The organism is Frigoribacterium sp. UYMn621, from assembly GCF_040549525.1.
GTDB lineage: Bacteria > Actinomycetota > Actinomycetes > Actinomycetales > Microbacteriaceae > Lacisediminihabitans.
The window spans coordinates 57,563-77,140 of record NZ_JBEPTM010000010.1 but is presented as its reverse complement, the minus strand read 5'-3'; the positions used below and the strand labels follow the sequence as shown (position 1 = coordinate 77,140).

At 67.8% G+C, this 19,578-nt stretch carries 21 protein-coding genes; 5 read left to right on the top strand and 16 right to left on the bottom strand.

Features of this window, described 5'->3' with window-relative positions:
- Window positions 1–38 precede the first annotated feature (38 nt).
- Both ftsX and ftsE read right to left on the bottom strand, forming a co-directional pair.
- Window positions 39–953 (bottom strand): permease-like cell division protein FtsX, encoded by a 915-nt coding sequence (ftsX, locus tag ABIB54_RS14570; RefSeq protein WP_354576243.1) that lies wholly within the window; start codon window positions 951–953, stop codon window positions 39–41.
- A complete protein-coding gene (ftsE, locus tag ABIB54_RS14565) occupies window positions 950–1,720 on the bottom strand; it encodes a cell division ATP-binding protein FtsE (RefSeq protein ID WP_354576242.1) in 771 nt (256 codons plus the stop codon). Before ftsE ends, ftsX begins: the two co-directional genes overlap by 4 nt.
- Before the next feature lie 143 nt (window positions 1,721–1,863).
- Here ftsE and ABIB54_RS14560 point away from each other — a divergent pair, with 143 nt between their 5' ends.
- On the top strand, window positions 1,864–3,072 hold the full coding sequence (locus ABIB54_RS14560; protein ID WP_354576241.1) for a Gfo/Idh/MocA family protein: 1,209 nt from the start codon (window positions 1,864–1,866) through the stop codon (window positions 3,070–3,072).
- Between the two features lie 61 nt (window positions 3,073–3,133).
- Here the strand turns inward: ABIB54_RS14560 and prfB are convergent, their stop codons facing one another.
- Window positions 3,134–4,243: a peptide chain release factor 2 gene (gene prfB / locus ABIB54_RS14555; protein ID WP_185203078.1), complete on the bottom strand. Its 1,110-nt coding sequence runs from the start codon at window positions 4,241–4,243 to the stop codon at window positions 3,134–3,136.
- Between the two features lie 60 nt (window positions 4,244–4,303).
- Between prfB and ABIB54_RS14550 the strand changes: the two genes are divergently transcribed.
- On the top strand, window positions 4,304–5,548 hold the full coding sequence (locus ABIB54_RS14550) for an MFS transporter (protein ID WP_354576240.1): 1,245 nt from the start codon (window positions 4,304–4,306) through the stop codon (window positions 5,546–5,548).
- Here the strand turns inward: ABIB54_RS14550 and ABIB54_RS14545 are convergent.
- Complete coding sequence (locus tag ABIB54_RS14545; protein WP_354576239.1) at window positions 5,524–6,159, bottom strand: J domain-containing protein; 636 nt, start codon at window positions 6,157–6,159, stop codon at window positions 5,524–5,526. The genes ABIB54_RS14550 and ABIB54_RS14545 overlap by 25 nt on opposite strands.
- A complete protein-coding gene (locus ABIB54_RS14540; protein ID WP_354576238.1) occupies window positions 6,156–7,334 on the bottom strand; it encodes a geranylgeranyl reductase family protein in 1,179 nt (392 codons plus the stop codon). Before ABIB54_RS14540 ends, ABIB54_RS14545 begins: the two co-directional genes overlap by 4 nt.
- 59 nt (window positions 7,335–7,393) lie before the next feature.
- Between ABIB54_RS14540 and ABIB54_RS14535 the strand changes: the two genes are divergently transcribed.
- On the top strand, window positions 7,394–8,035 hold the full coding sequence (locus ABIB54_RS14535) for a LysE family translocator (protein ID WP_354576237.1): 642 nt from the start codon (window positions 7,394–7,396) through the stop codon (window positions 8,033–8,035).
- Window positions 8,036–8,042: 7 nt separating this feature from the next.
- On the opposite strand, the gene ABIB54_RS14530 is transcribed toward ABIB54_RS14535, so the two are convergent.
- The 8 genes from ABIB54_RS14530 to ABIB54_RS14495 all read right to left on the bottom strand — a co-directional run bounded on the left by ABIB54_RS14530 (window position 8,043) and on the right by ABIB54_RS14495 (window position 14,090).
- Entirely contained in the window at window positions 8,043–8,489 is a 447-nt protein-coding gene (locus ABIB54_RS14530) for a pilus assembly protein TadG-related protein (protein WP_354576236.1), read from the bottom strand.
- Window positions 8,486–8,920: a hypothetical protein gene (locus tag ABIB54_RS14525; protein ID WP_354576235.1), complete on the bottom strand. Its 435-nt coding sequence runs from the start codon at window positions 8,918–8,920 to the stop codon at window positions 8,486–8,488. The genes ABIB54_RS14530 and ABIB54_RS14525 overlap by 4 nt, the downstream gene beginning before the upstream one ends.
- Before the next feature lie 16 nt (window positions 8,921–8,936).
- A complete protein-coding gene (locus ABIB54_RS14520; RefSeq protein WP_354576234.1) occupies window positions 8,937–9,335 on the bottom strand; it encodes a TadE/TadG family type IV pilus assembly protein in 399 nt (132 codons plus the stop codon).
- 17 nt (window positions 9,336–9,352) lie between these two features.
- A complete protein-coding gene (locus ABIB54_RS14515) occupies window positions 9,353–9,529 on the bottom strand; it encodes a hypothetical protein (protein ID WP_354576233.1) in 177 nt (58 codons plus the stop codon).
- Between the two features lie 31 nt (window positions 9,530–9,560).
- The gene (locus ABIB54_RS14510) at window positions 9,561–10,508 is read right to left on the bottom strand and encodes a type II secretion system F family protein (protein WP_354576232.1); all 948 of its coding nucleotides are present in this window, start codon (window positions 10,506–10,508) and stop codon (window positions 9,561–9,563) included.
- The gene (locus ABIB54_RS14505) at window positions 10,496–11,365 is read right to left on the bottom strand and encodes a type II secretion system F family protein (RefSeq protein ID WP_354576231.1); all 870 of its coding nucleotides are present in this window, start codon (window positions 11,363–11,365) and stop codon (window positions 10,496–10,498) included. Before ABIB54_RS14505 ends, ABIB54_RS14510 begins: the two co-directional genes overlap by 13 nt.
- Complete coding sequence (locus ABIB54_RS14500; RefSeq protein ID WP_354576230.1) at window positions 11,362–12,603, bottom strand: TadA family conjugal transfer-associated ATPase; 1,242 nt, start codon at window positions 12,601–12,603, stop codon at window positions 11,362–11,364. Before ABIB54_RS14500 ends, ABIB54_RS14505 begins: the two co-directional genes overlap by 4 nt.
- 80 nt (window positions 12,604–12,683) lie before the next feature.
- Window positions 12,684–14,090, bottom strand: coding sequence for an LLM class flavin-dependent oxidoreductase (locus ABIB54_RS14495; protein ID WP_354576229.1), 1,407 nt, complete (start codon window positions 14,088–14,090; stop codon window positions 12,684–12,686).
- A 150-nt stretch (window positions 14,091–14,240) separates the two neighbouring features.
- Here ABIB54_RS14495 and ABIB54_RS14490 point away from each other — a divergent pair, with 150 nt between their 5' ends.
- Entirely contained in the window at window positions 14,241–15,005 is a 765-nt protein-coding gene (locus ABIB54_RS14490) for a class I SAM-dependent methyltransferase (protein ID WP_354576228.1), read from the top strand.
- A gap of 290 nt (window positions 15,006–15,295) precedes the next feature.
- Here the strand turns inward: ABIB54_RS14490 and ABIB54_RS14485 are convergent, their stop codons facing one another.
- The 3 genes from ABIB54_RS14485 to ABIB54_RS14475 are packed head-to-tail and all read right to left on the bottom strand — an operon-like array spanning window position 15,296 to window position 18,242.
- Window positions 15,296–16,645 (bottom strand): DUF6716 putative glycosyltransferase, encoded by a 1,350-nt coding sequence (locus tag ABIB54_RS14485; RefSeq protein WP_354576227.1) that lies wholly within the window; start codon window positions 16,643–16,645, stop codon window positions 15,296–15,298.
- An 11-nt stretch (window positions 16,646–16,656) separates the two neighbouring features.
- Entirely contained in the window at window positions 16,657–17,529 is an 873-nt protein-coding gene (locus tag ABIB54_RS14480; RefSeq protein WP_354576226.1) for an N-acetylneuraminate synthase family protein, read from the bottom strand.
- Entirely contained in the window at window positions 17,526–18,242 is a 717-nt protein-coding gene (locus tag ABIB54_RS14475; RefSeq protein ID WP_354576225.1) for an acylneuraminate cytidylyltransferase family protein, read from the bottom strand. Before ABIB54_RS14475 ends, ABIB54_RS14480 begins: the two co-directional genes overlap by 4 nt.
- Window positions 18,243–18,384: 142 nt before the next feature.
- Here ABIB54_RS14475 and ABIB54_RS14470 point away from each other — a divergent pair, with 142 nt between their 5' ends.
- A complete protein-coding gene (locus ABIB54_RS14470) occupies window positions 18,385–19,572 on the top strand; it encodes an MFS transporter (RefSeq protein WP_354576224.1) in 1,188 nt (395 codons plus the stop codon).
- The last annotated feature ends 6 nt before the right edge of the window (window positions 19,573–19,578 follow it).

Here is a 19,578-nt window from a genome sequence, read left to right as displayed (position 1 = left end):
CCAGACCATCCGCGCGCAGCCCTCCAGTCTAACGGGGTCTAGACCTTCAGGTAGCGGCTGATCGCGAAACTCGCGGATGCCGCGGCGAGCACCGCTCCCACCACGAGGAGGATCGGCACGACGATGTATGCCTCCGACAGACCGATGAACGGGGTGTCGAGGGACTGCGTGCCGAGGTAGCCCTGCACGAAGAACCGCACGATCGAGACGACCGCGAGGCTCGCGAGCACCGATCCGATGAGCGCGGCGATCACCCCTTCCAGGATGAACGGGGTCTGGATGAACCGGTTCGAGGCGCCCACCAGTCGCATGATCCCGAGCTCCCGCCGCCTGGAGAATGCCGAGAGTCGGATGGTGGTGGCGATGAGGAGCACAGCCGCCACGAGCATGAGCACGGCGATGCTCACCGCCGTGAGACTCGCGGCGTTGAGCGCCGCAAAGATCGGATCGAGGTACTTGCGTTGGTCAACCACCTGCTCTACTCCGGCGAGGCTCGCAACGCTCTCCCGGATCACATCGGCTTTCGACGGGTCCTTGAGGTTGATCGAGAAGGTCTCAGAGAGGAAGGCCGGGGTGATGAAGTCGGCACCGGTGGTGTCTTTGAAGTAGGTCTTGTAGTTCTTGTAGACCTGGTCGTGGTTCTCGAAGGTGACCGATTTGATCAGTCCGGCCAGTGCGGGCGACTTGAGCTGCGCCTCGACCTCCGCCTTCTGGCTCTTGGTCGCCTCGACCAGGTTGCACTGGCCGGCCGTCGAGGAGTCGGTGCACATGTAGACCGAGACCTGCGCGCGGTCGTTCCAATACCCCTTCATCTGCCCGATCTGGAACTGCAGCAGGATCGCGGCGCCCACGAAGGTGAGCGAGATGAAGGTGACGAGAATGACCGAGACGACCATGGAGATGTTGCGCCGCAGGCCGTTGCCGACCTCGGACATGATCAATCCGAACCTCATCGCGAGACCTCCTCGGCCTGCCCGGCGATGCCGAGGTTGGAGCGGGAGACGGATGCCGGACCGAAGCCCTGAAGGGGAATGGTCTGGGTCTGGTAGCCGCCCTGTCGTTCGTCACGCACGATCTGGCCGCTGACCAGTTCGATCACTCGACGCTGCATCTGGTCGACGATCCCCGCGTCGTGGGTGGCCATGATCACTGTTGTGCCGCTCTGGCTGATGCGCTCGAGCAGGGTCATGATTCCGGCGGAGGTGGAGGGGTCGAGGTTTCCCGTCGGCTCATCCGCCAGCAGGATGGCGGGCTTGTTCACGATGGCGCGCGCGATCGCGACGCGCTGCTGCTCACCGCCGGAGAGCTCGTGCGGCAGCCGGTTGGTCTTGCCGGCGAGGCCGACCATCTTCAGCACATCCGGAACCGCCTCCTGGATGAATCCCCGGGACTTGCCGATCACCTGGAGCGAGAAGGCCACGTTGTCGAACACGTTCTTCTGCGGGAGGAGTCGGAAATCTTGGAATACCACCCCGAGATTGCGACGGAAATAGGGCACTTTGCGGCTGGTGAGTTGCCCGAGATTCTGCCCGAGCACGTGGATCTGCCCCTTAGAGGGGTTCTCCTCCTTGAGCACGAGGCGCAGGAAGCTGGACTTGCCGCTGCCGGACGCTCCAACGAGGAAGACGAATTCACCGCGAAGGATCTCAAGCGTCACCGCATTGAGCGCCGGGCGCGCGTTCCCCTTGTAGAGCTTGGTTACCTGATCAAACCGAATCATGACCGTTTGACTCTAAGGAGGTACTCGACGAATCGGGAAGAGCGACAGGCCGGATGTCGCGACTCTCATAATGCGCCGGATGCGACTACTCGAGTAGATTCGATGCTGCAGCGATGAAGCTGTGATCCCCAGAAAGGTTGCTCATGTCGATCTCCATTGGCGTCGTCGGCGCCGGCCAGTTCGCCGGCCAGTTCTCGAAGCTGTTCAAACTCCACCCCCGGGTGTCCCGGGTTCTGGTGACGGACCTGCTCCCTGAGCGCGCCGCGGAACTGAACGAGACCCAGGGGCTCGACGGCACCGTCACCGACTTCGCCGCGATGCTCGCCTCCGATGTGGATGCGATCGCGATCTTCACCCAGCGCTGGACCCACGGACCGCTGGTGCTCGAGGCACTGCGCGCGGGCAAGCACGTCTACTCTGCCGTGCCCATGGCGATCACCGAGGACGAGATCGCCGCGATCATCGATGCCGTGCGCGAGACCGGCCTCACCTACATGATGGGTGAGACGAGCTACTACAACCCGGCCACGGTCTACGCGCGGGAGAAGTTCGCCGATGGCGCCTTCGGCCGCGTCTTCTACGCCGAGGGCGATTACGTGCACGACATGGATCTCGGTTTCTATGCGGCCTACGAATACAGCGGCGGACCCGAGTGGAAGCGCACCGCGAGCTACCCTCCCATGCTCTACCCCACCCATTCCATCGGCGGGGTGCTCGGTGCGATCCCCACCCACGCCGTCAGCGTGAGCTGCATCGGGGTGACGGATGACCGCGGCGACGGCGTGTTCGACCGCGAGACCAGCATGTTCGACAACGACTTCTCGAACGCGACGGCGCTCTTCGAACTGGACGGCGGAGGATCGATGCGCATCAACGAGATGCGCCGGGTCGGGTATCCCTCGCACATCCGCGAATCCCGCTTCCGCTTCTTCGGCACCGAGGGCAGCTTCGAACAGCTCGCCGAGGTGTCGGTCTGGCAGAACAAGGAGGGCGTCGAAGACGTGACCGCGCTTCTCGCCACCAGCGAGACCATGGATGCGGATGACGCGGCACTCGCGCATGTCGCGCCGGAGCTGCGCGCCTCCTTCATCTCCGGCCACGCCCCGGTGCACGACGCCTCGCGCCTGCCCGAGAGCTTCCTCGGCGCACCGGACGGTCATGAGGGCAGCCACCACTTCCTGGCCGACGACTTCGTCACCGCGGTCGTCGACGGAACGCTCCCCCCGGTGAACGCGTGGGTCGCCGCCCGGTTCACCCTTCCCGGCATCGTCGCCCACCAGTCGGCGCTTCAGGGTGGGGCGCGCCTTCCGATCGACGACTTCGGAGATGCGCCGGAGACGCTTGCGGTCTAGGTCTCGACACGGTCGCTGAGCGACCTACTCGACCAGCACAGCACCCGGTGGTCGACCGGGCTTACTCGCTCTGGTCGCGCTTACGCCACTTGATGCCGGCGTTGATGAAGCCGTCGAGATCCCCGTCGAAGACCGCCGTCGGGTTGTTGACCTCGTAGTCCGTGCGCAGGTCCTTCACCATCTGGTACGGCGCCAGCACGTAACTGCGCATCTGGTCGCCCCAACTCGCGGTGATCACACCGGCGAGCTCCTTCTTCTGGGCGGCCTCACGCTCCCGCTCAATGAGCAGAAGGCGGGACTGCAGCACGCGCATCGCGGCGGCACGGTTCTGGATCTGGCTCTTCTCGTTCTGCATCGATACCACGGTGCCGGTGGGGATGTGGGTGATGCGCACGGCGGAGTCCGTGGTGTTCACCGACTGGCCGCCGGGGCCGCTGGAGCGGAAGACATCCACGCGGATGTCGCCCTCCGGCACCTCGATCACGTCGGTGGTCTCGATCAGCGGAATCACCTCGACCGCGGCGAAGCTGGTCTGCCTCTTGCCCGCGGAGTTGAACGGACTCATGCGAACGAGACGATGCGTTCCGGCCTCCACGCTCATCGTGCCGAAGGCATACGGCGCGTCGACCTCGATGGTCGTGGACTTGATTCCGGCCTCTTCGGCGTAGCTCGTGTCGAGCACCTTCGCCGGATAGTTGTGCTGCTCTGCCCAGCGGAGGTACATGCGCATGAGCATTTCGGCGAAGTCCGAAGCATCCACTCCCCCTGCGCCGGCCCGGATGGTGAGCACGGCGGCGCGCGAGTCGAACTCTCCGTTGAGCAGGGTCTGCACCTCCAGCTCACCGAGCAGCTTCTGGATGCTGGAGAGTTCGGCCCCCGCATCGGCCGCGGCCGAGGCATCCTCCTCCTCATTGGCGAGCTCGACCATGATCTCGAGATCATCGAGCCGGCTCTGGATGCTCACGATCTTGGCGAGCTCTGCCTGGCGGTGACTGAGGTCGGAGGTGATCTTCTGGGCCTTGTCGGTGTCGTCCCAGAGGTCGGGCACGCCGGCCTGCTCGCTCAGGTCCGCGATCTCTCGCTGGAGTTTCTCCACACCGACGACGGCGCGGATGTCCGCGAAGGTCGAGCGGAGTGCGGCGATCTGTTCAGAAAAATCGAGCTCGTCCATATCGCCGTCAAGACTACCGGGTACGGGCCTTCGCCCCCTGAGCGGGTAGCCTCGAAGGTGATGAGCAGCAGCGTGCCGGACTTCAGTTTCCGCTCGATCGCGTTGCCCGCCATCCTGCCGACGCTGCTGTTCTCTGTGGGCGAGGGCGCCATCATCCCCATCATCCCGCAGGTGGCGAACAGCCTCGGAGCGTCGCTCGCGGTCGCGGGAGTCATCGCCTCGATGATCCTGCTCGGCGAGCTCTTCGGCGACATCCCGAGCGGGTGGATCGTCAGCCGCATCGGCGAACGCACCGCCATGATCTACGCGGCGCTGCTCTCCATCGTCGGTCTGGTGACCGCGCTCGCCTCCCCCAACCCCTGGATCCTCGGCCTCGGCATCTTCGCCATCGGTCTCTCCACCGCCGTCTTCGCACTGGCCCGTCACGCGTTCATGACGAGCTTCGTGCCGCGTGCCTTTCGTGCCAGGGCACTGTCGACCCTCGGCGGCACCTTCCGTCTCGGCTATTTCATCGGCCCCTTCGTCGCGGCGGCGGTGATCCATCTCTCCGGCTCGACACAGTCCGTCTTCTGGGTGCACATCGTGTGCTGTGCGGCGGCGGCGGCCTCACTGCTTCTGCTGCGCGATCCGGTCGAATCGATCGCCGAACGCAGGACGACCACATCCGAGCGAACGGGCCCGGTGTTCGTCGCCGCGGAATCGGTGGGTCTGTTCCGCACCATTTGGGCCTCCCGCGCCGTGCTGTCACGACTCGGAACCGGAGCGGCACTCATCGGGGCGATGCGGGCGAGCCGCCAGGTGATCCTGCCCCTCTGGGCGGTGAGCATCGGGATCCCGGATGCCCAGACGGCCCTGATCATCGGCGCGGCCGGGGCTCTCGACTTCGGCCTCTTCTATGTCAGTGGCCAGATCATGGACCGCTTCGGTCGGCTCTGGAGCGCCCTGCCGTCGATGATCGGACTCGGCGTGGGGCACCTCGTGCTCGCCGTCACCCACGACCTCGCCAGTGCCGTGCCGTGGTTCATCGCCTCCGCACTCTTCATGTCGATCGCGAACGGGATCGGAAGCGGCATCCTCATGACCCTGGGAGCCGACCTCGCGGACCAGAACGATCCGGCTCCGTTTCTCGGAGCATGGCGCTTCACCGGGGATGCCGGAAGCGCGGTCTCGCCCCTCGCGCTCTCGGCGCTCACCGCCGCGGTCTCGATCTCCTTCGCCAGCGGTGTCCTGGGGATCGTCGGTCTCGTCGGGGCGGGCGTGCTTCTGCGCTACGTGCCGCGTTACGCCCCGCGCCGCCCGCGCTGAGCAGCACTGTCGGTGAGCCTTCCCCGCCGACTGCGACCGATCACGACCAGCGCGATCACCGGAGCGAGCAGGATCTCGAGCGCGACGAGCGACCCGAACGAGGCGATCGTTACCGCGACCGCAGCGTTGATCGCACCGAAGACGAGGGTGCCGACGAGTGCGGCCTGCCTGCTCGTGCGGGCGTAGGCGATGGCGCAGAAGTCGAGGGGCACGAGCAAGAGCAGGTTCCACGGCGAGAGCGGCAGGGTGCCGCCGATGAAACAGAACACGCTGGCCACGATCAACAGGAAGGTCCAGATGATCGTCGCGCCGCTGCGACGCGGCACGTAACGCGGGGCGGGCGCCGAGGTGTAGACGAGCGACTCGGTGATGCGCGGGGGCGACGCGGATCCGGCGGCACCCACCCGCTCCGCCGCCAGCCGCAGCAGCAGGTTGCGCGCCTCCGTGACCCGGATGAACTCGGCGGCCGCCGCGCGCGATTCGGAGGGAGAGGCACCCGTGAATCGGTCGGGGTGAGACATTCGCGCCCGTTGCTTGAATGCCCGCTCGATCTCCGGCGGCAGCGCCTCCGCGCTCACGCCGAGCAGCTGGGCGGCTTCGGCAGAGGTCACGAGCCGAACACCCGCAGAGCGCGACCCAGGAGAGGGCGGGAGAGGATGCCGCCGAGCGTCTTCGTGCCGTCGCAGACGGCGAGGAAGAGTCTCATGCCGGTTCCGGTATATGCGAGTGTGAGGTGCACGAGACGGGGATGCCTCTCGAAGAAGCGCAGAAGACGCTCGCCGGCCCGGATGTCCGGATCGAGCTGTTCGCCGATCCTCTCGGCGTACGCGTGCAGTGCCCGGTCGTCGCCGTGAGCGGCGGACGCGGCGGCCTCCCCTGCCCAGCATCCGGAGCGGAGCGCGTAGGACAGGCCCTCGCGGGTCCACGGGTCGAGCAGTCCGGCGGCATCCCCCGCCACCAGCACAGAGCCGCGTCGCAGCGGTGAATCCGGGGCTCTCCACTGGGTGAGGTGACCGCTCGAGCGCTCGGTCTCGAGGCCGTCGAGACCCGCAGTGTGCAGCCAGGACTCGAGGTAGTCGCGAGTCTGTTGGGGTTCGCCCCTGGCCTGGATGACCCCGACCGTGAGCACCTTCTCCTTGGGGAACACCCACGCGTAGCTTCCGGGGGCGGCGCCCCAGTCGAAGGCGATCACCCCGTCGTAGTCGGGCGCCTCTGCTGTTCTGGTGAGCTCCACCTCGAGCGCGAGGTCGGTGCCGCGATTCCGCACCCCCACGTAACGACCGATCCGGCCGCTCGTTCCATCGGCTCCCACCACAACGCGGGCGCGGATCGGGGCGCCGTCCGTCGTCACCGTGACGAGCCCATCCGCCTCCTCCACCGCCTTGACGACGACCGCATCGCGAAACGTCACCCCCTCGGCGACGGCTGCCTTCACGAGAGCGTCATCGAATCTCTCGCGCTGCACGAGGGCGAGGAACGGCAGGACGCGGCGATAGGACTTCTGCGCCCCTCCACGAAGGGAGAACCGCACTTCGCTCACCTGCTGCTCGACCATCGGAAGCACCGACGACGGAAGGTGCGCGAGGGAGATGCCGATGAGGCCACCACCGCAGGTCTTGTAGCGGGGAAACCGCGCGCGATCGACCAGCAGAACGGATGCCCCAGCCTCCGCCGCTACCCGGGCCGCGGACGACCCCGCGGGGCCGGCTCCGACCACGAGCACATCCCAGACGACGTCGGCCGAAGCATCGTCATCACGGGTTGCGCGAGCGCCGACATCCTCCATAAATCCCGACAGTACCCCAGCCGCAACCCGGTCGAGCGCGTCGCCCCTAAGCTCTCAGCATGATCCCCGCTGGCAACGTTCTCACCTTCGCGCTCGCCGCCCTCGGCCTGATGCTGATCCCGGGCCCGAGTGTGCTCTTCGTGATCGGCCGGTCGCTCGCGCTCGGCCGCATCGGGGGCCTCCTCAGCGTGGCCGGCAACGCCGCGGGGGCCCTCGTCATCGCCGCCGCCGTCGCCCTCGGAGTCGGGGTGATCGTGGAGCAGTCGATCGTGCTCTTCACCGCCATCAAGATCGCCGGCGCCCTCTACCTCGTCTTCCTCGGCATCCAGGCGATCCGGCACCGCAATGACGTCCACGCCGAATCGCCCGAGTCCCGTCGACCGCGCAGTGCCCGGCGGATGCTCGCCGAGGGCTTCGTCGTTGGTGTCTCCAACCCCAAGACCATCGTCTTCCTCGTCGCCGTGCTTCCACAGTTCGTGGACTACTCGCGCGGAGTCATTCCGCTGCAGCTCGCGACCCTCGGGGCGGTCTTCGTGGCGATCGCCCTGGTCAGCGACAGCGTGTGGGCCCTCGTCGCTGGCTCGGTGCGGCAGTGGTTCGCTCGGTCGCCGAGACGCATCGGAAGGCTGGGCGCGGCCGGTGGGGTCATGATGATCGGGCTCGGCGCGGCGGTGTTGTTCGTGGGCAGCAGCTCGGAGTAGCACCCGTTCAGCCGAAGACGGACCTCCCCACTGCCGTCACCTCGAGCCGGATGCCCTCGGGCAGCAGCAGCGACACCACCGGAGGGCGCCAGTAGGCGGAGAGCTCAACGGTGGCACTGCGGCCGTCCGTGGTGCCGGCCGACTCGAGGCGCAACGACTCGAATCGATCGTGGGGCACGGTGTCGAGGTAGTCCGCCACGGCCGCCCGCACCTGCGCGGAACGCAGGCTCGGGCGTGGAGCGCCAGCGGTGACCGACACGTCATCGAGGGCGAAGGCCTCAGCGCCGACGAGGGCCGCGCCATCCGCCACCGTGAACAGGCGTTTGCGCTCGAGGTAGAGGGAGGTCGCGGCGACGACCAGAAGGATCAGCACCAGCGAGAGGAAGCCGTAGAAGATGGTGAGCGGAAGGAGCGATCCCTCCTCCCCCCTCACCCGTGCCAGTGCTGCTCTCACTGCTCACCCCAGAACCGGGAGACCTGTTCGGTGGCGGTCGATCGGAGCGGCACCGCCGCAGGCCCACCAGCCGAGAGCACCGCGGGCACGAGCGGAAGACCGACGGAGACCTCGACCGAGATCGTGACCGCGGCCCGGCGCCGCAGGCATTCGGAGGCCAGGGGTGAGCAGGAGATCGAGACGCTCGCGGTCGAGGAATCGATGCCGTAGTCGGCGAGCGCGAATCGGATCGCCCGATCGGCCTCGGCTTCGGCACTGCGGGTATCGGGCGCTTGCACATAGACCCGCACCGCCTGGCGAGCGGCCCCCTCAACGGCGAGGGATGCGGCCTGCAGGGCGGACATCGTCAGCACGAGGTAGACCAGGGGCAGCAACAGGATCATGCCGGCGGTGACGAACTCGAGGGAGGCGGTGCCGTCCTGCGCACTCATCGCGCCATGCATCGCGCTACGGAATCGTCTCGACGGCCGCATGACCGCTCACCTCCAGCCCACCATCGAGGCCGAACAGACCGATGAGCGGCAGCGGCGCGCGCACGGTGACGATGGCCGAGGAATGTCCGAGGTAGCGTCCATAGCCGGCCGTCACGTCGGTCGCATAGCCGGGCCCGATGGCCGAGGTGATCAGGTCCCGGGATCGCGCGGCCCCCTCCCCGAGCGAGCTGTCGGCGAGGGCGGCGAACCTGGCGCCCTCGGACGCCGCGTCGAGCACCGTGTTTCGGATGTGCAGCGCCAGCGCGAGCTGCATCACCGAGAGGGTGAGCACCGTGAGCAGCGCACCCACCATCACGAATTCGGCGACGGCCGAACCGGCCTCGTTGCGCGCGAGGGATCGCAGGCGGTGCATGGTGATGGCTCCGCGGGTCAGAAGCCGGTGACGCGCTGGATCGCCTGCTGGAACACCGCACTGAGCGCCGGGCCGGCAAGACCCCAGATGATGATCACGAGCCCGGCGGTCATCAGCGTGATGAGAACCCAGCCAGGGACATCGCCACGCTCGTTCCCCAACGCAGCCTGAAATCGTTCGCGGAGCCTGTTCATGATGGATGGTCCTTTCGTGAGGTGATCGCTGTCAGAGCCCGAATTGCAGCACGAAGATGCCCGGATAGATCGCGAAGACGATGGTCACCGGCAGGATGAGGAACACCAGCGGCACGAGCATCGCGACTTCTTTTTTTCCCGCGACCTCGAGGAGCTCCCGCTTGGCATCGTCTCGCGCATCCTGGGCCTGGGCGCGCAGCACCTCGGCGAGCGGGGTGCCTCGCTCCAGGGCGCCGGTCACCTGGTCGACGCAGCGGGTGAGAGCGCGTAAGCGGATGCCGGAGGCGAGAGCGTCGAGCGACTCGGCGAGGGGCACCCCGGTGTTGACGACCGTGACGACTGCCGCGAGCTCGGCTGCCAGCTCGCCGTGGCTGACCCTGCCGACCCGCCGAAGGGCATCGAGGATGCCTTCGCCGGCCGAGAGGCTGAGGGTGAGGAACTCCAACACCGTCGGAAGCTCGGCGGTGATCCGCGCGAGGCGCTTCACGGCAGCCCGGTGCAGCATCCGGTCGCAGAGCACGATGCCGAATATCGCCGAGATGACCACGATGGCGCCGACAAGGGCGGGGGCGATCGGGCGCACGCGAGCGAACGCCAGGGGCGCGACCAGTCCGAGAAGCGCGGCGCCGATACCCCACGCCAACTGGCGGGATCGAAAGGCCTCCACAGTGAGGAGCGACGATGATTGTCGCAAGCGCAGCTCGATGGTGGCACCCCCGCCGAGCGCGGAGCCGAGCAGAGTTCGGAGTCGTTCGAATGCCGGGCCGAACAGAGCTCCGACGACCGGGAGCGGGTCGACGGTGTGGCGGCCGAGAAGCTCGCGGGCACCGATCGACACGTCGACGACGTAGGGCGCGACCCTGGCGGCGAGCCGCGGCCGGCTCAATCGGGGCACGAGACTGGCGAGCGACCAGAGCCCGAGCCCCAGCCCGAGTCCGCAGAGCACCGCCCATCCGGAGAGTGCGTCTAGGCGAACCATCGGCGCTCCTCCGGAAAACGGCCGAGAGCAAGCATCAGGCGGTACGCCATCGCTGTCACGAAGAGGCCGCCGACGATCAGCAGCACTCCCCCGGCGGTGTTGTAGGCGGCGGCGGCCTCTGGCCGGGTGGCGAGCAGCACGAGGATGACCCACGGCGCCGCGACCCCGAGCCGGGCGGCGTTCACCACCCAGGACTGGCGTGCCTCCACCTCGGATCGGATGGCCGCCTCCTGTCGCAGGTAGGACGACAGGTTGCGCAGCACTGTCGTCAACTCGCTCCCCCCGACCTCGCGCGACATCCGCAGCGTCTCGAGAATTCGGTCGGCCACCGGATCGGCAAGCCGGTCCTTGAGTGCATCGAGGCTCAGGCCGAAGTTCCCGGTGGCCCGATAGTCGCGTGCGAACTCCGTGAACGCGTCCCTGGTCGGCGCCGGCCCGGTGTGGGCGAGGGTCACGACGCTGTCCGGCAGCGCGAGTCCCGAGCGCACCGCCGAGACGAGATGGTCGACGATGTCGGGCCAGAGCACCCGGGCCGCCCGTCGGCGCGAACGGACCCGCCACTGGATCATCGCGAGCGGAAGAGCGAGGGCGCCAGCCCCCGCGATCAACGAGATCGCCACGACGGGAACGAGGGCGAAGCTGAGAGCTGCGATCGCGAGGCCGCCGACCACGGAAACCACGCCGACTGCCGCGAGCGACACCGACGGCAAGCCGGCCCGGGCGAGTCTCTGGCGCAGGAATCCGCCTGCGCGTCGCGATCGCGTACGCGCCCCCGCCGCCGCCGGCCAGGCGACGGCAGAGACGATGAGCACTAGCCCCAGGCCCAACACCAAGCCGAGCACAACGGTGAGAGTCATGCCGCCACCCCCGCCAGAATCGACGCAAGGTCGAATCCAGCCGCGTCGAATTTGCCGCTGCGGCCCGGATAGCTCCCGGTGGCGGTGAGCACCCCGCGCTGCAGGGCGAAGATGAGGCTCGCCTCCACGATCGTGCCGCCGGTGACGACGCCACTCGGCGCGAGGATCTCGGTGATCCGTCGCTGGCCGTTGCGGGCGAGTTCGCAGTGCACCACCATGTCGACGGATGCGGCGACCGTCGGCACCACGAAGGAGGAGTCGATGTTGCGCCCGGCCAACAGCGGCAGGGTGCAGAGCTTGGCGAGGGCATCCCGTGCGCTGTTGGCGTGGATCGAGCACATGCCGGGCAGCCCGCTGTTGAGGGCGATGAGGAGGTCGAGCGACTCGGCCTCGCGCACCTCTCCGACGACGAGCCGGTCGGGGCGCATCCGTAGTGCCTCCTTGATGAGTCGGCGCAGGGTGATCTCGCCGGTGCCCTCGAGGCTCGGTTGGCGGCACTGCATGCCGACGACATCCCGCGCCGCGAGGTCGAGTTCGAAGGTCTCCTCGACGGTGACGATGCGCTCGCCGGTGCGTGCCCCGGAAAGCAACGCGTTCAACAGGGTGGTCTTGCCGCTCTGTGTCGCGCCGGAGACCAGAATGTTCTGCCCGGAGAGCACACACAGGCGCAGGAATTCCGCCGCCTGGTGGCTGAGCGAGCCGAGGGCGACGAGCCGCTGCAGATCACGGATGCGCTGGGTGAACTTGCGGATGTTGACGGCCCAGTGACGCCGGGTCACGTCCGGGATCACCACATGCAGCCGCGATCCGTCGGGCAATGAGGCGTCGACGAAGGGCGAGGAGAGGTCGACCCGCCGGCCCGTGGACTGCAGCATCCGCTCCACGAGGTCACGCACCTCGGTGTCCGAGAGCAGCACGCTGGTGAGCTCCGGCACCCCGTTGCGGGCGATGAAGACCTTCGCGGGGCCGTTGATCCAGATCTCCTCGATCTCGGGATCGTCGAAGAACGGCTGCAACGCTCCGAAGCCGGTGATCGAGGCCACGATCTCGCGCGCGGCCTGGTGCTCGTCGTGCAACATCGGCAGGGAACCGCCGAGCGCCCGTTCACTGTAGCGCCGCACTTCTTCTCGCACGTATCTGTCCACCAGCGCGCCCTGCCGGTCTCCCCCGAGATCCACTCCATCGCGCCGCACGCGCTCTCGCACCTGTTCCGTGATGAGGGCGACGGCCGTGGACATCCCCACATCATCGATCGCTGCGGCGATTCCGCGCCGAGGTTATCCACAGGCGAACCTCCGCGGCGCGCCGAGTGGAGGGTTCAGCGAGGGGACGTCGACCCGGTGCCACCGATTCGGAACGATGCTCCCTTGTGCTCCCCCGGCAGCCGGTCACCCCGGCCGTGCAACTTCTGGCGCAGGGATCCTGGGACGTAGGCCTGCGGGTATGCCCCCCGTGCACGCAGCACCGGGATGACGTGCTCCACGACGTCCTCGAAGGTGCCGGGGGTGATCGCGTAGGCGAGGTTGAAGCCGTCGACGTCGGTCTCCTCGACCCACTCCTGCAGCTGGTCGGCGATCTGCTCGCCCGAGCCGACGATGAACGGCCCCAGCCCGCCGATGGCCCCGAGCCGGCCGATGTCGCCGACCGTGAACTCCTCACCGTTCTCGGCGGATTCGGCATAGTTGGCGATCACCGATTGGATGGCGTTGCTCTTCACATTGCCCACGGGCTCGCCGAGGTCGTACTGCGACAGGTCGATGCCCATCCACCCCGACATGAACACGAGGGCTCCCTCGTCACTCGCATACTGCAGGAAGTCCTGGTGCTTCGCCTTCGCCTTCTGCTCGGTGGAGTCGGTGATGATCGTGAGCAGGGTGTAGATCTTCGCGGAGTAGCGGTCCCGACCGGCGGCTTCGAGCGCGTCGCGGATCTTCGCGACGGAGGTCGTGAGCACGGCCTTGGTGGGAGCGGCGACGAAGATGGCTTCGGCATTGCCCGCGGCGAACTGGATGCCCCGGCCCGAGGCCCCCGCCTGGTAGATCACCGGCGTGCGTTGCGTCGACGGCTCGGAGAGGTGGATGCCCGGAACCGTGAAGTTCTTGCCACTGTGCCCGATCTCGTGCACCTTCGCCGGGTCGGTGAACACGCCGGTCTCGCGGTTGCGCTGCACCGCGTCATCCTCCCAGGAGCCCTCCCAGAGCTTGTAGAGCACTTCGAGGTACTCGTCGGCGACGTCGTAGCGGTCGTCGTGCTCGAGCTGGTCGTCGTGGCCCATGTTGCGCGCGGCGCTCGGCAGGTAGCCGGTGACCACGTTCCACCCGACCCGACCCTTGGTGAGGTGGTCGAGGGTCGACATGCGTCGGGCGAAGGGATAGGGGTGCTCGTAGGAGGTGCCGGCGGTGATGCCGAACCCGAGGTTCTCCGTCACGTGCGCCATCGCCGAGACGAGGAGAACCGGGTCGTTCACCGGCACCTGTGCGCCGTGTCGGATCGCCGCCTCGTTGGAACCGCCGTAGACGTCGTAGGTGCCGAGCACATCGGCGATGAAGACGCCGTCGAAGGTGCCGCGCTCGAGGAGTTTGGCGAGTTCCGTCCAGTACTCGAGGTCTTTGTACCGCCACGCCTGGTCGTCGGGGTGACGCCACATTCCCGAGGACTGGTGGGCGACGCAGTTCATGTCGAAGGCGTTGAAACGGATCTGGCGGGGCGAGGTCTGATGGGGCATCCGGCCATGCTGCACGGTTCGCTCGGCCACGGGCAAGCGAGTCGGACGCACGGAGACACACTCGGAAACATGCCGTAGTGGAGGCAGCGGTACCCCCTACGCTGTGCCGCATCCACCCCGCTGCGGTGGCCGCAGGAGTAGCGTTCCCCCATGAGTTTCGATGTCTCGGCGGCCGCTTACGGCCGATTTATGGGCCAGTACTCCGAGCCGCTCGCCCCGCTCTTCGCCGACTGGTCGCAGCTGCAGTCGGGCCACCGCGCCCTCGACGTGGGCTGCGGCACCGGCGCGCTCACCGAGCAACTGGCGCGGCGCCTCGGCACGGGAGCCGTCGCCGCGGTCGACCCCTCGCCCTCTTTCGTGGAGGCGACGACGCGGCGCGTTCCGGGGCTCGATGTCCGACTCGCCGGGGCGGAGCAGTTGCCGTTCGGAGACGGGGAGTTCGATGTGGCCCTCGCCCAGCTGGTGGTGCATTTCATGACGGATCCCGTGGCCGGGCTGTGCGAGATGGCTCGCGTGACGCGGCCCGGCGGACTGGTCGCGGCCTGCGTCTGGGACCACGCGGGCGATCGCGGCCCGCTCGCAACCTTTTGGCGATCGGTGCACGACCTCGACCCCGAGGCTCCCGGCGAAGCCGCTCTGGCCGGCACGCGGGAGGGTCACCTCGACGAGCTTTTCGGTATCGCCGGCCTGCACGACGTCGAGTCGTCGACCCTCACTGTGACCCGGCGTTTCGCGTCGTTCGACGAGTGGTGGCAGCCGTATACCCTGGGTGTCGGGCCGGCCGGAGAATATGTCAGCGGGCTGACGGAAGAGGGCCGCGAAACGCTCAGACTCCGGTGCGCGAAGTCCGTGCCAACCACCCCGTTCGAGGTCTCGGCGATGGCCTGGTGCGCGCGGGGCGTCGTCCCGGCGTGAACGGCGTGCCGCTCATCGGGTCGACAGGTAGGGTGCCAGCGCGGCATCGAAGCGGGAGCCAGAAGGCAGCTGAAGGTCGCCGCGATGCAATGCCGGGCGGGGTGGGTTCAACATAACTCGTCAGCACAATGACATCGGGGTTCTCGGAGGTGCGCCGATCGACCACGTTCCTCCGCCGACGTAGCCGAGCATTGCCAACGACAGCCAGACGACACGAAGGCCCTGGATGTCGCTGCGACAGCCGATCAAGACCGTAGGGCTCGGACGAATGCCGAGCGCGGCCACCACCGTCATTGCTCCCCGACGGTCTCCGCATTCGCCAGCCGGGCGCGAGCGCGACGACTACGCACGCCGCGAGTGACCACGAGGGCGTACCGCACCGGAGTGCCCAGCACGAGGGCGACCATGCCGCTCCACGACCTGTCGAACCGGCCGAGGGCGCGCTTACGGTCCCAGGCCCGGCGAAGCACTCCCCCGAAGGCGCCGTGCCGCAGCGGTTTGAGGGGGAAGTCCCCGGTCGCGCGAATGGCGACCAGCTCGTCGACCCGGCGCAGCCAGTCGTTTTTGTCCGCACCGTGGAAATAGTTGTCGTCGAGCCAGGCCGAATCGGGGTGCCGGAATCGCCCCTCCACCAGATCACCGCAGTTGCCGAGGAGCCCACTGCCTTCGAAGACGGTATTGATGAGTTCGGCGCTCACTCCGAAGTCGTTGACGATGATCACCGGGATCGAGAGGGCGATCGCTTCGATCGCAGCAGTCGAGCTCACCGTGACCAGCCCGGCCGCGCCGGCGAGGTGATCGGCCATGGCGCCTCCGGCCACCACGAGGTTGTGCGGTGCCCGCGGCCGGAGCTCGTCCATGAGATCGGCATAGTCGTAGCGTTTCGCGTGCGTCTGCTGCTCGCCGCGAGCCGCTCTCACCTTCACCACGACACGGAGGTAGGGGTGCCGCCGTGCCGCCTCGGCCAGCCAGCCGAGCAGGGCGAGCCGATCCGCCTTCTCGGCCGGCACCTTCGCCTGCGTCGCGAAGATGACCTCGCCGTTCTGGTTGCGACCCTGGGTCTTCTGCGGCAGAGCCTGTCGCGGCAGGAACGGCAGCGTGGCGAGACCGAAGGGCATGTCGACGCCCATTGTCTGGGCGAGAGTTTCGAACTCGCGAACCTCACGGCGGGAATGCAGAACGAAGAAGTCGACCTGCGCGCGATGCGAGATCGCCCGCCTGGTCGCCGGGATGGAGATGCCGGGCAGCCCGCTCACGATGACGGGGCGCACCTCCGAGGCACCGACGATCGCGCGCACCACCACTCTGACGAGAGGTCCCCGCACCGACAGGAGCACGACATCCGGCTTCAGCGTGGCAATGCGAACGGCGAGGGCGGAGAGGTCGAGGATCGGCGGCGCGCCGATCGACTCCGAGGTGCCGGTGAGCGCCGCGGCGAGCTGTTCCCCGCTCGGCATCACCGGGCTCGCGAGCACGACGAGCGAACGCTTCCAGTCGTGCGGCACCTGACCGAGCAGGGTGGCGCCCCACTTGACGTAGGAGTCGGAGTCCGCGATGGCGAGGACGGTGACTCCTGCCGTCAACACAGGCTCCGGTGCCTGTTCGGCGGCACCGGATGGTTCAGCGTGGGTGATCGTCATGCCCGGAGGGGTCAGGCAGAGACGCGGCGGAGCTTCGCCAGGGGGGCGAGCTCCCCCGGGAAGACGCGCTTCACGCCATCACCCATGGCCTCACCGATCACCCGGATGTCGCGCACGAGGTGCTCGAAACCCTGCGGCTCGAGCGACGCGGCGTGGTCGGAACCCCACATCGTGCGGTCGAGGGTGATGTGTCGCTCGACAGCCACAGCGCCGAGGGTCACCGCGGCGATGGAGATCTGCAAGCCTCGCTCGTGACCGGAGTAGTCGATCGGCACCCCGGCGTACCGCTGCTGCAGTGTGGTGATCGTGCGCAGGTTCGCCTCTTCCGCGGGAAGCGGGTAGGTGGAGGTCGCGTGCAGGATCACCAGCTTGCCGGTGCCGAGCACCTCGACCGCACGGTCGATCTGGTCGAGCGTCGACATGCCGGTGGAGAGGATGATCGGCTTGCCGGTCGCGGCGAGCGCCTGGAGCATCCCGATGTCGGTGACCGACGCGGAGGCTACCTTGTGCGCGACAACGTTGAGGTCCTCGAGGAAGTCGACAGAGGGCTCATCCCACGGCGAGGCGAACCAGTCGAGTCCGCGGAGAGTCGCATAGTCGCCGATCTCGATGTACTGCTCGCGGCTGAATTCCACGCGGTAGCGGTATTCCAGGTAGGTCATCATGCCCCAGGGGGTGTCCCGCGGGGTGTTCTTCATGTGCTCTGGCGTGGAGATGTCCGGCGTGCGCTTCTGGAACTTCACGGCCTGGGCGCCGGCATCCGCCGCCACATCGATGAGCTGGATGGCCGTCTCCACGCTGCCGTTGTGGTTGAGGCCGATCTCCGCGATCACGTAGACCGGTGAGCCGGTGCCGACCTCCGAGGTGCCGATGTGGACTGTCATGAGTGCTCCAATTGTGGGGAGTGGGACGGATGCGGCGCGGGGGTGGTGTCGACGAGGGGGGCGATCGCGTTGGCGAGCATCAGCTCATCGACGGTGTCGATTTCGATGCCGGTGCGCTGATCCACGATGGCGACACCGATCCGGCCGAAGAATCGGAAGCGGGCGCGGCTGAATCCCGCCGCTCGCATCACGTAGAAGCCGCCGGTCTCGTGAAAGTGCGGCTCACGATCCTGGCGCCGGGGCCGCGCCGAGGGGTCGTGGTTGACGCCCGTCGCCCGCCCATCGCCGTCGAGCTGCCAGAGGAAGGCGAAGGTCTCGAGGCCGGAGAAGACCACGTCTTCCTGGCCGCTCCGCACCCGCTCGATGGCTTCGCAGAGGGCCGCCGAATCGATGAACGGCGAGGTGGGCTGAAGGAAGACGACGATCTCGGCGGCCGGTTCGATGCGCTCGAGCGCGTGAAGCACCGCCGACTCCGAGGTGGCCCGGTCTCCGGAGAGGTGGGCCGGACGGTCGACGACCTCCGCGCCGGCAGCGTGGGAGGCATCCGCGATCGCGAGATCGTCCGTCGTGACGACTATCCGGTCGATCAGTCCGCAGGAGCGCGCAGCCTCGATCGCACGCACCACGAGCGGGACGCCCGCGACCGTGCGCAGATTCTTGCCGGGGATGCCCTTGGAGCCGCCCCGGGCGGGAATGACTGCGACGATGCTCATCGGTTTCTCCGCTCTTCGAATCTCACGATCTTGCGAGACTAGGAAGGCGAAGCGGACTCCAGTTGGCCACCGGATGAACGGCGAGCGACGGTGCGGTTGCGGATTGTCCCTACACTCGAAATGAACGAGGAAGGCACTGTCGATGAGCACTCCCTTCCCCGACGCCCGTCGAGCGTGGACGGTTCTCACGCTCGGAGTCGCCGCCCAGACCTCGGGCACCGTGTTCGTGAGCGTGCCGGCCTTCCTCATCCCACTGCTCCACACCGAACGCGGGCTGAGCCTCGCGCAGGCCGGTCTGCTCGCCGCGACGCCCACCATTGGAATGGTGTTGACACTCATCGCCTGGGGAGCACTGGCCGACCGCATCGGCGAACGCTGGGTGATCGCGGGCGGTCTCGCTCTTGTGGCTCTCGCCACTGTCGGTGCGCTGCTCTCCACCGGCTATGTCGCCCTCGGCATCTTCTTCCTGCTGGGAGGGATGGCCGCGGCCAGCACCAACGCCGCGAGCGGGCGCGTCGTGGTGGGCTGGTTTCCCAAGGATCGCCGAGGACTCGCCATGGGCATCCGCCAGACCTGCCAGCCCCTCGGCGTGACCATCGCCGCCGTGACGGTGCCGTCTCTGGCGTCCGCCGGCGGCATCGGGGCAGCCCTCATCGTGCCTCTCGCGCTCACCGGCGTCTTCGCCGTCGCCAGCGCGATCGGTATCCGCGATCCCCCGCGGCCGGTGAAGGAGCCCGGCGTTCCCACCACTAACCCCTATCGCTCGAGCGGGTTCCTCTGGCGCATCCACGCGGTGTCGCTTCTGCTCGTCTTCCCGCAGTTCACCCTCTCGGTCTTCGGCTTGGTGTGGCTGGTCACCCAGTTGCAGGTGCCGGCTCTCGCCGCGGGACTGCTCGTGGGGACGGCCCAGTTCGTCGGGGCGATCGGCCGCATCGGCGTCGGCATCCTGAGCGACCGGGTCGGCAGTCGGGTGCGCCCGCTGCGCTGGGTCGCGATCTCGGCAGCCGCCGTGATGCTGGTGCTCGCGGCTTTCGGCGCGCCGAGATGGAGCGCAGCAGCAATCGTCTTGGTGATCGCGATGACCGTGACCGTGGCCGACAACGGTCTCTCCTTCACCTCCGTCGCCGAGATGGCCGGGCCGTCCTGGGCCGGACGCGCCCTCGGTGCCCAGAACACCGGGCAGTTCCTGGCGGCCTCCATCGTTGGCCCCGCGGTCGGGGCGCTGATCGGGCTGGTCGGCTACCCGCTCGCCTTCGCGGCCGTTGCGCTCTTGCCGGCAGCGGCCATCCCGCTCATCCCGGGCGAGGCCGCGGAGCACGACCGGCTCTGAAACCCG

Excerpts from the sequence above, each read along its gene's own strand:
- ABIB54_RS14540 (WP_354576238.1), bottom strand. The coding sequence starts at position 7,334 with ATGGAGGATGTCGGCGCTCGCGCAACCCGTGATGACGATGCTTCGGCC.
- ABIB54_RS14505 (WP_354576231.1), bottom strand. The coding sequence starts at position 11,365 with ATGACTCTCACCGTTGTGCTCGGCTTGGTGTTGGGCCTGGGGCTAGTG.
- ftsE (WP_354576242.1), bottom strand. The coding sequence starts at position 1,720 with ATGATTCGGTTTGATCAGGTAACCAAGCTCTACAAGGGGAACGCGCGC.
- ABIB54_RS14480 (WP_354576226.1), bottom strand. The coding sequence starts at position 17,529 with ATGACAGTCCACATCGGCACCTCGGAGGTCGGCACCGGCTCACCGGTC.
- ABIB54_RS14515 (WP_354576233.1), bottom strand. The coding sequence starts at position 9,529 with ATGAACAGGCTCCGCGAACGATTTCAGGCTGCGTTGGGGAACGAGCGT.
- ABIB54_RS14535 (WP_354576237.1), top strand. The coding sequence starts at position 7,394 with ATGATCCCCGCTGGCAACGTTCTCACCTTCGCGCTCGCCGCCCTCGGC.
- ABIB54_RS14500 (WP_354576230.1), bottom strand. The coding sequence starts at position 12,603 with ATGTCCACGGCCGTCGCCCTCATCACGGAACAGGTGCGAGAGCGCGTG.
- ABIB54_RS14495 (WP_354576229.1), bottom strand. The coding sequence starts at position 14,090 with ATGCCCCATCAGACCTCGCCCCGCCAGATCCGTTTCAACGCCTTCGAC.
- ABIB54_RS14520 (WP_354576234.1), bottom strand. The coding sequence starts at position 9,335 with ATGCACCGCCTGCGATCCCTCGCGCGCAACGAGGCCGGTTCGGCCGTC.
- ABIB54_RS14525 (WP_354576235.1), bottom strand. The coding sequence starts at position 8,920 with ATGAGTGCGCAGGACGGCACCGCCTCCCTCGAGTTCGTCACCGCCGGC.
- ABIB54_RS14490 (WP_354576228.1), top strand. The coding sequence starts at position 14,241 with ATGAGTTTCGATGTCTCGGCGGCCGCTTACGGCCGATTTATGGGCCAG.
- prfB (WP_185203078.1), bottom strand. The coding sequence starts at position 4,243 with ATGGACGAGCTCGATTTTTCTGAACAGATCGCCGCACTCCGCTCGACC.
- ABIB54_RS14470 (WP_354576224.1), top strand. The coding sequence starts at position 18,385 with ATGAGCACTCCCTTCCCCGACGCCCGTCGAGCGTGGACGGTTCTCACG.
- ABIB54_RS14475 (WP_354576225.1), bottom strand. The coding sequence starts at position 18,242 with ATGAGCATCGTCGCAGTCATTCCCGCCCGGGGCGGCTCCAAGGGCATC.
- ftsX (WP_354576243.1), bottom strand. The coding sequence starts at position 953 with ATGAGGTTCGGATTGATCATGTCCGAGGTCGGCAACGGCCTGCGGCGC.
- ABIB54_RS14560 (WP_354576241.1), top strand. The coding sequence starts at position 1,864 with ATGTCGATCTCCATTGGCGTCGTCGGCGCCGGCCAGTTCGCCGGCCAG.
- ABIB54_RS14485 (WP_354576227.1), bottom strand. The coding sequence starts at position 16,645 with ATGACGATCACCCACGCTGAACCATCCGGTGCCGCCGAACAGGCACCG.
- ABIB54_RS14550 (WP_354576240.1), top strand. The coding sequence starts at position 4,304 with ATGAGCAGCAGCGTGCCGGACTTCAGTTTCCGCTCGATCGCGTTGCCC.
- ABIB54_RS14510 (WP_354576232.1), bottom strand. The coding sequence starts at position 10,508 with ATGGTTCGCCTAGACGCACTCTCCGGATGGGCGGTGCTCTGCGGACTC.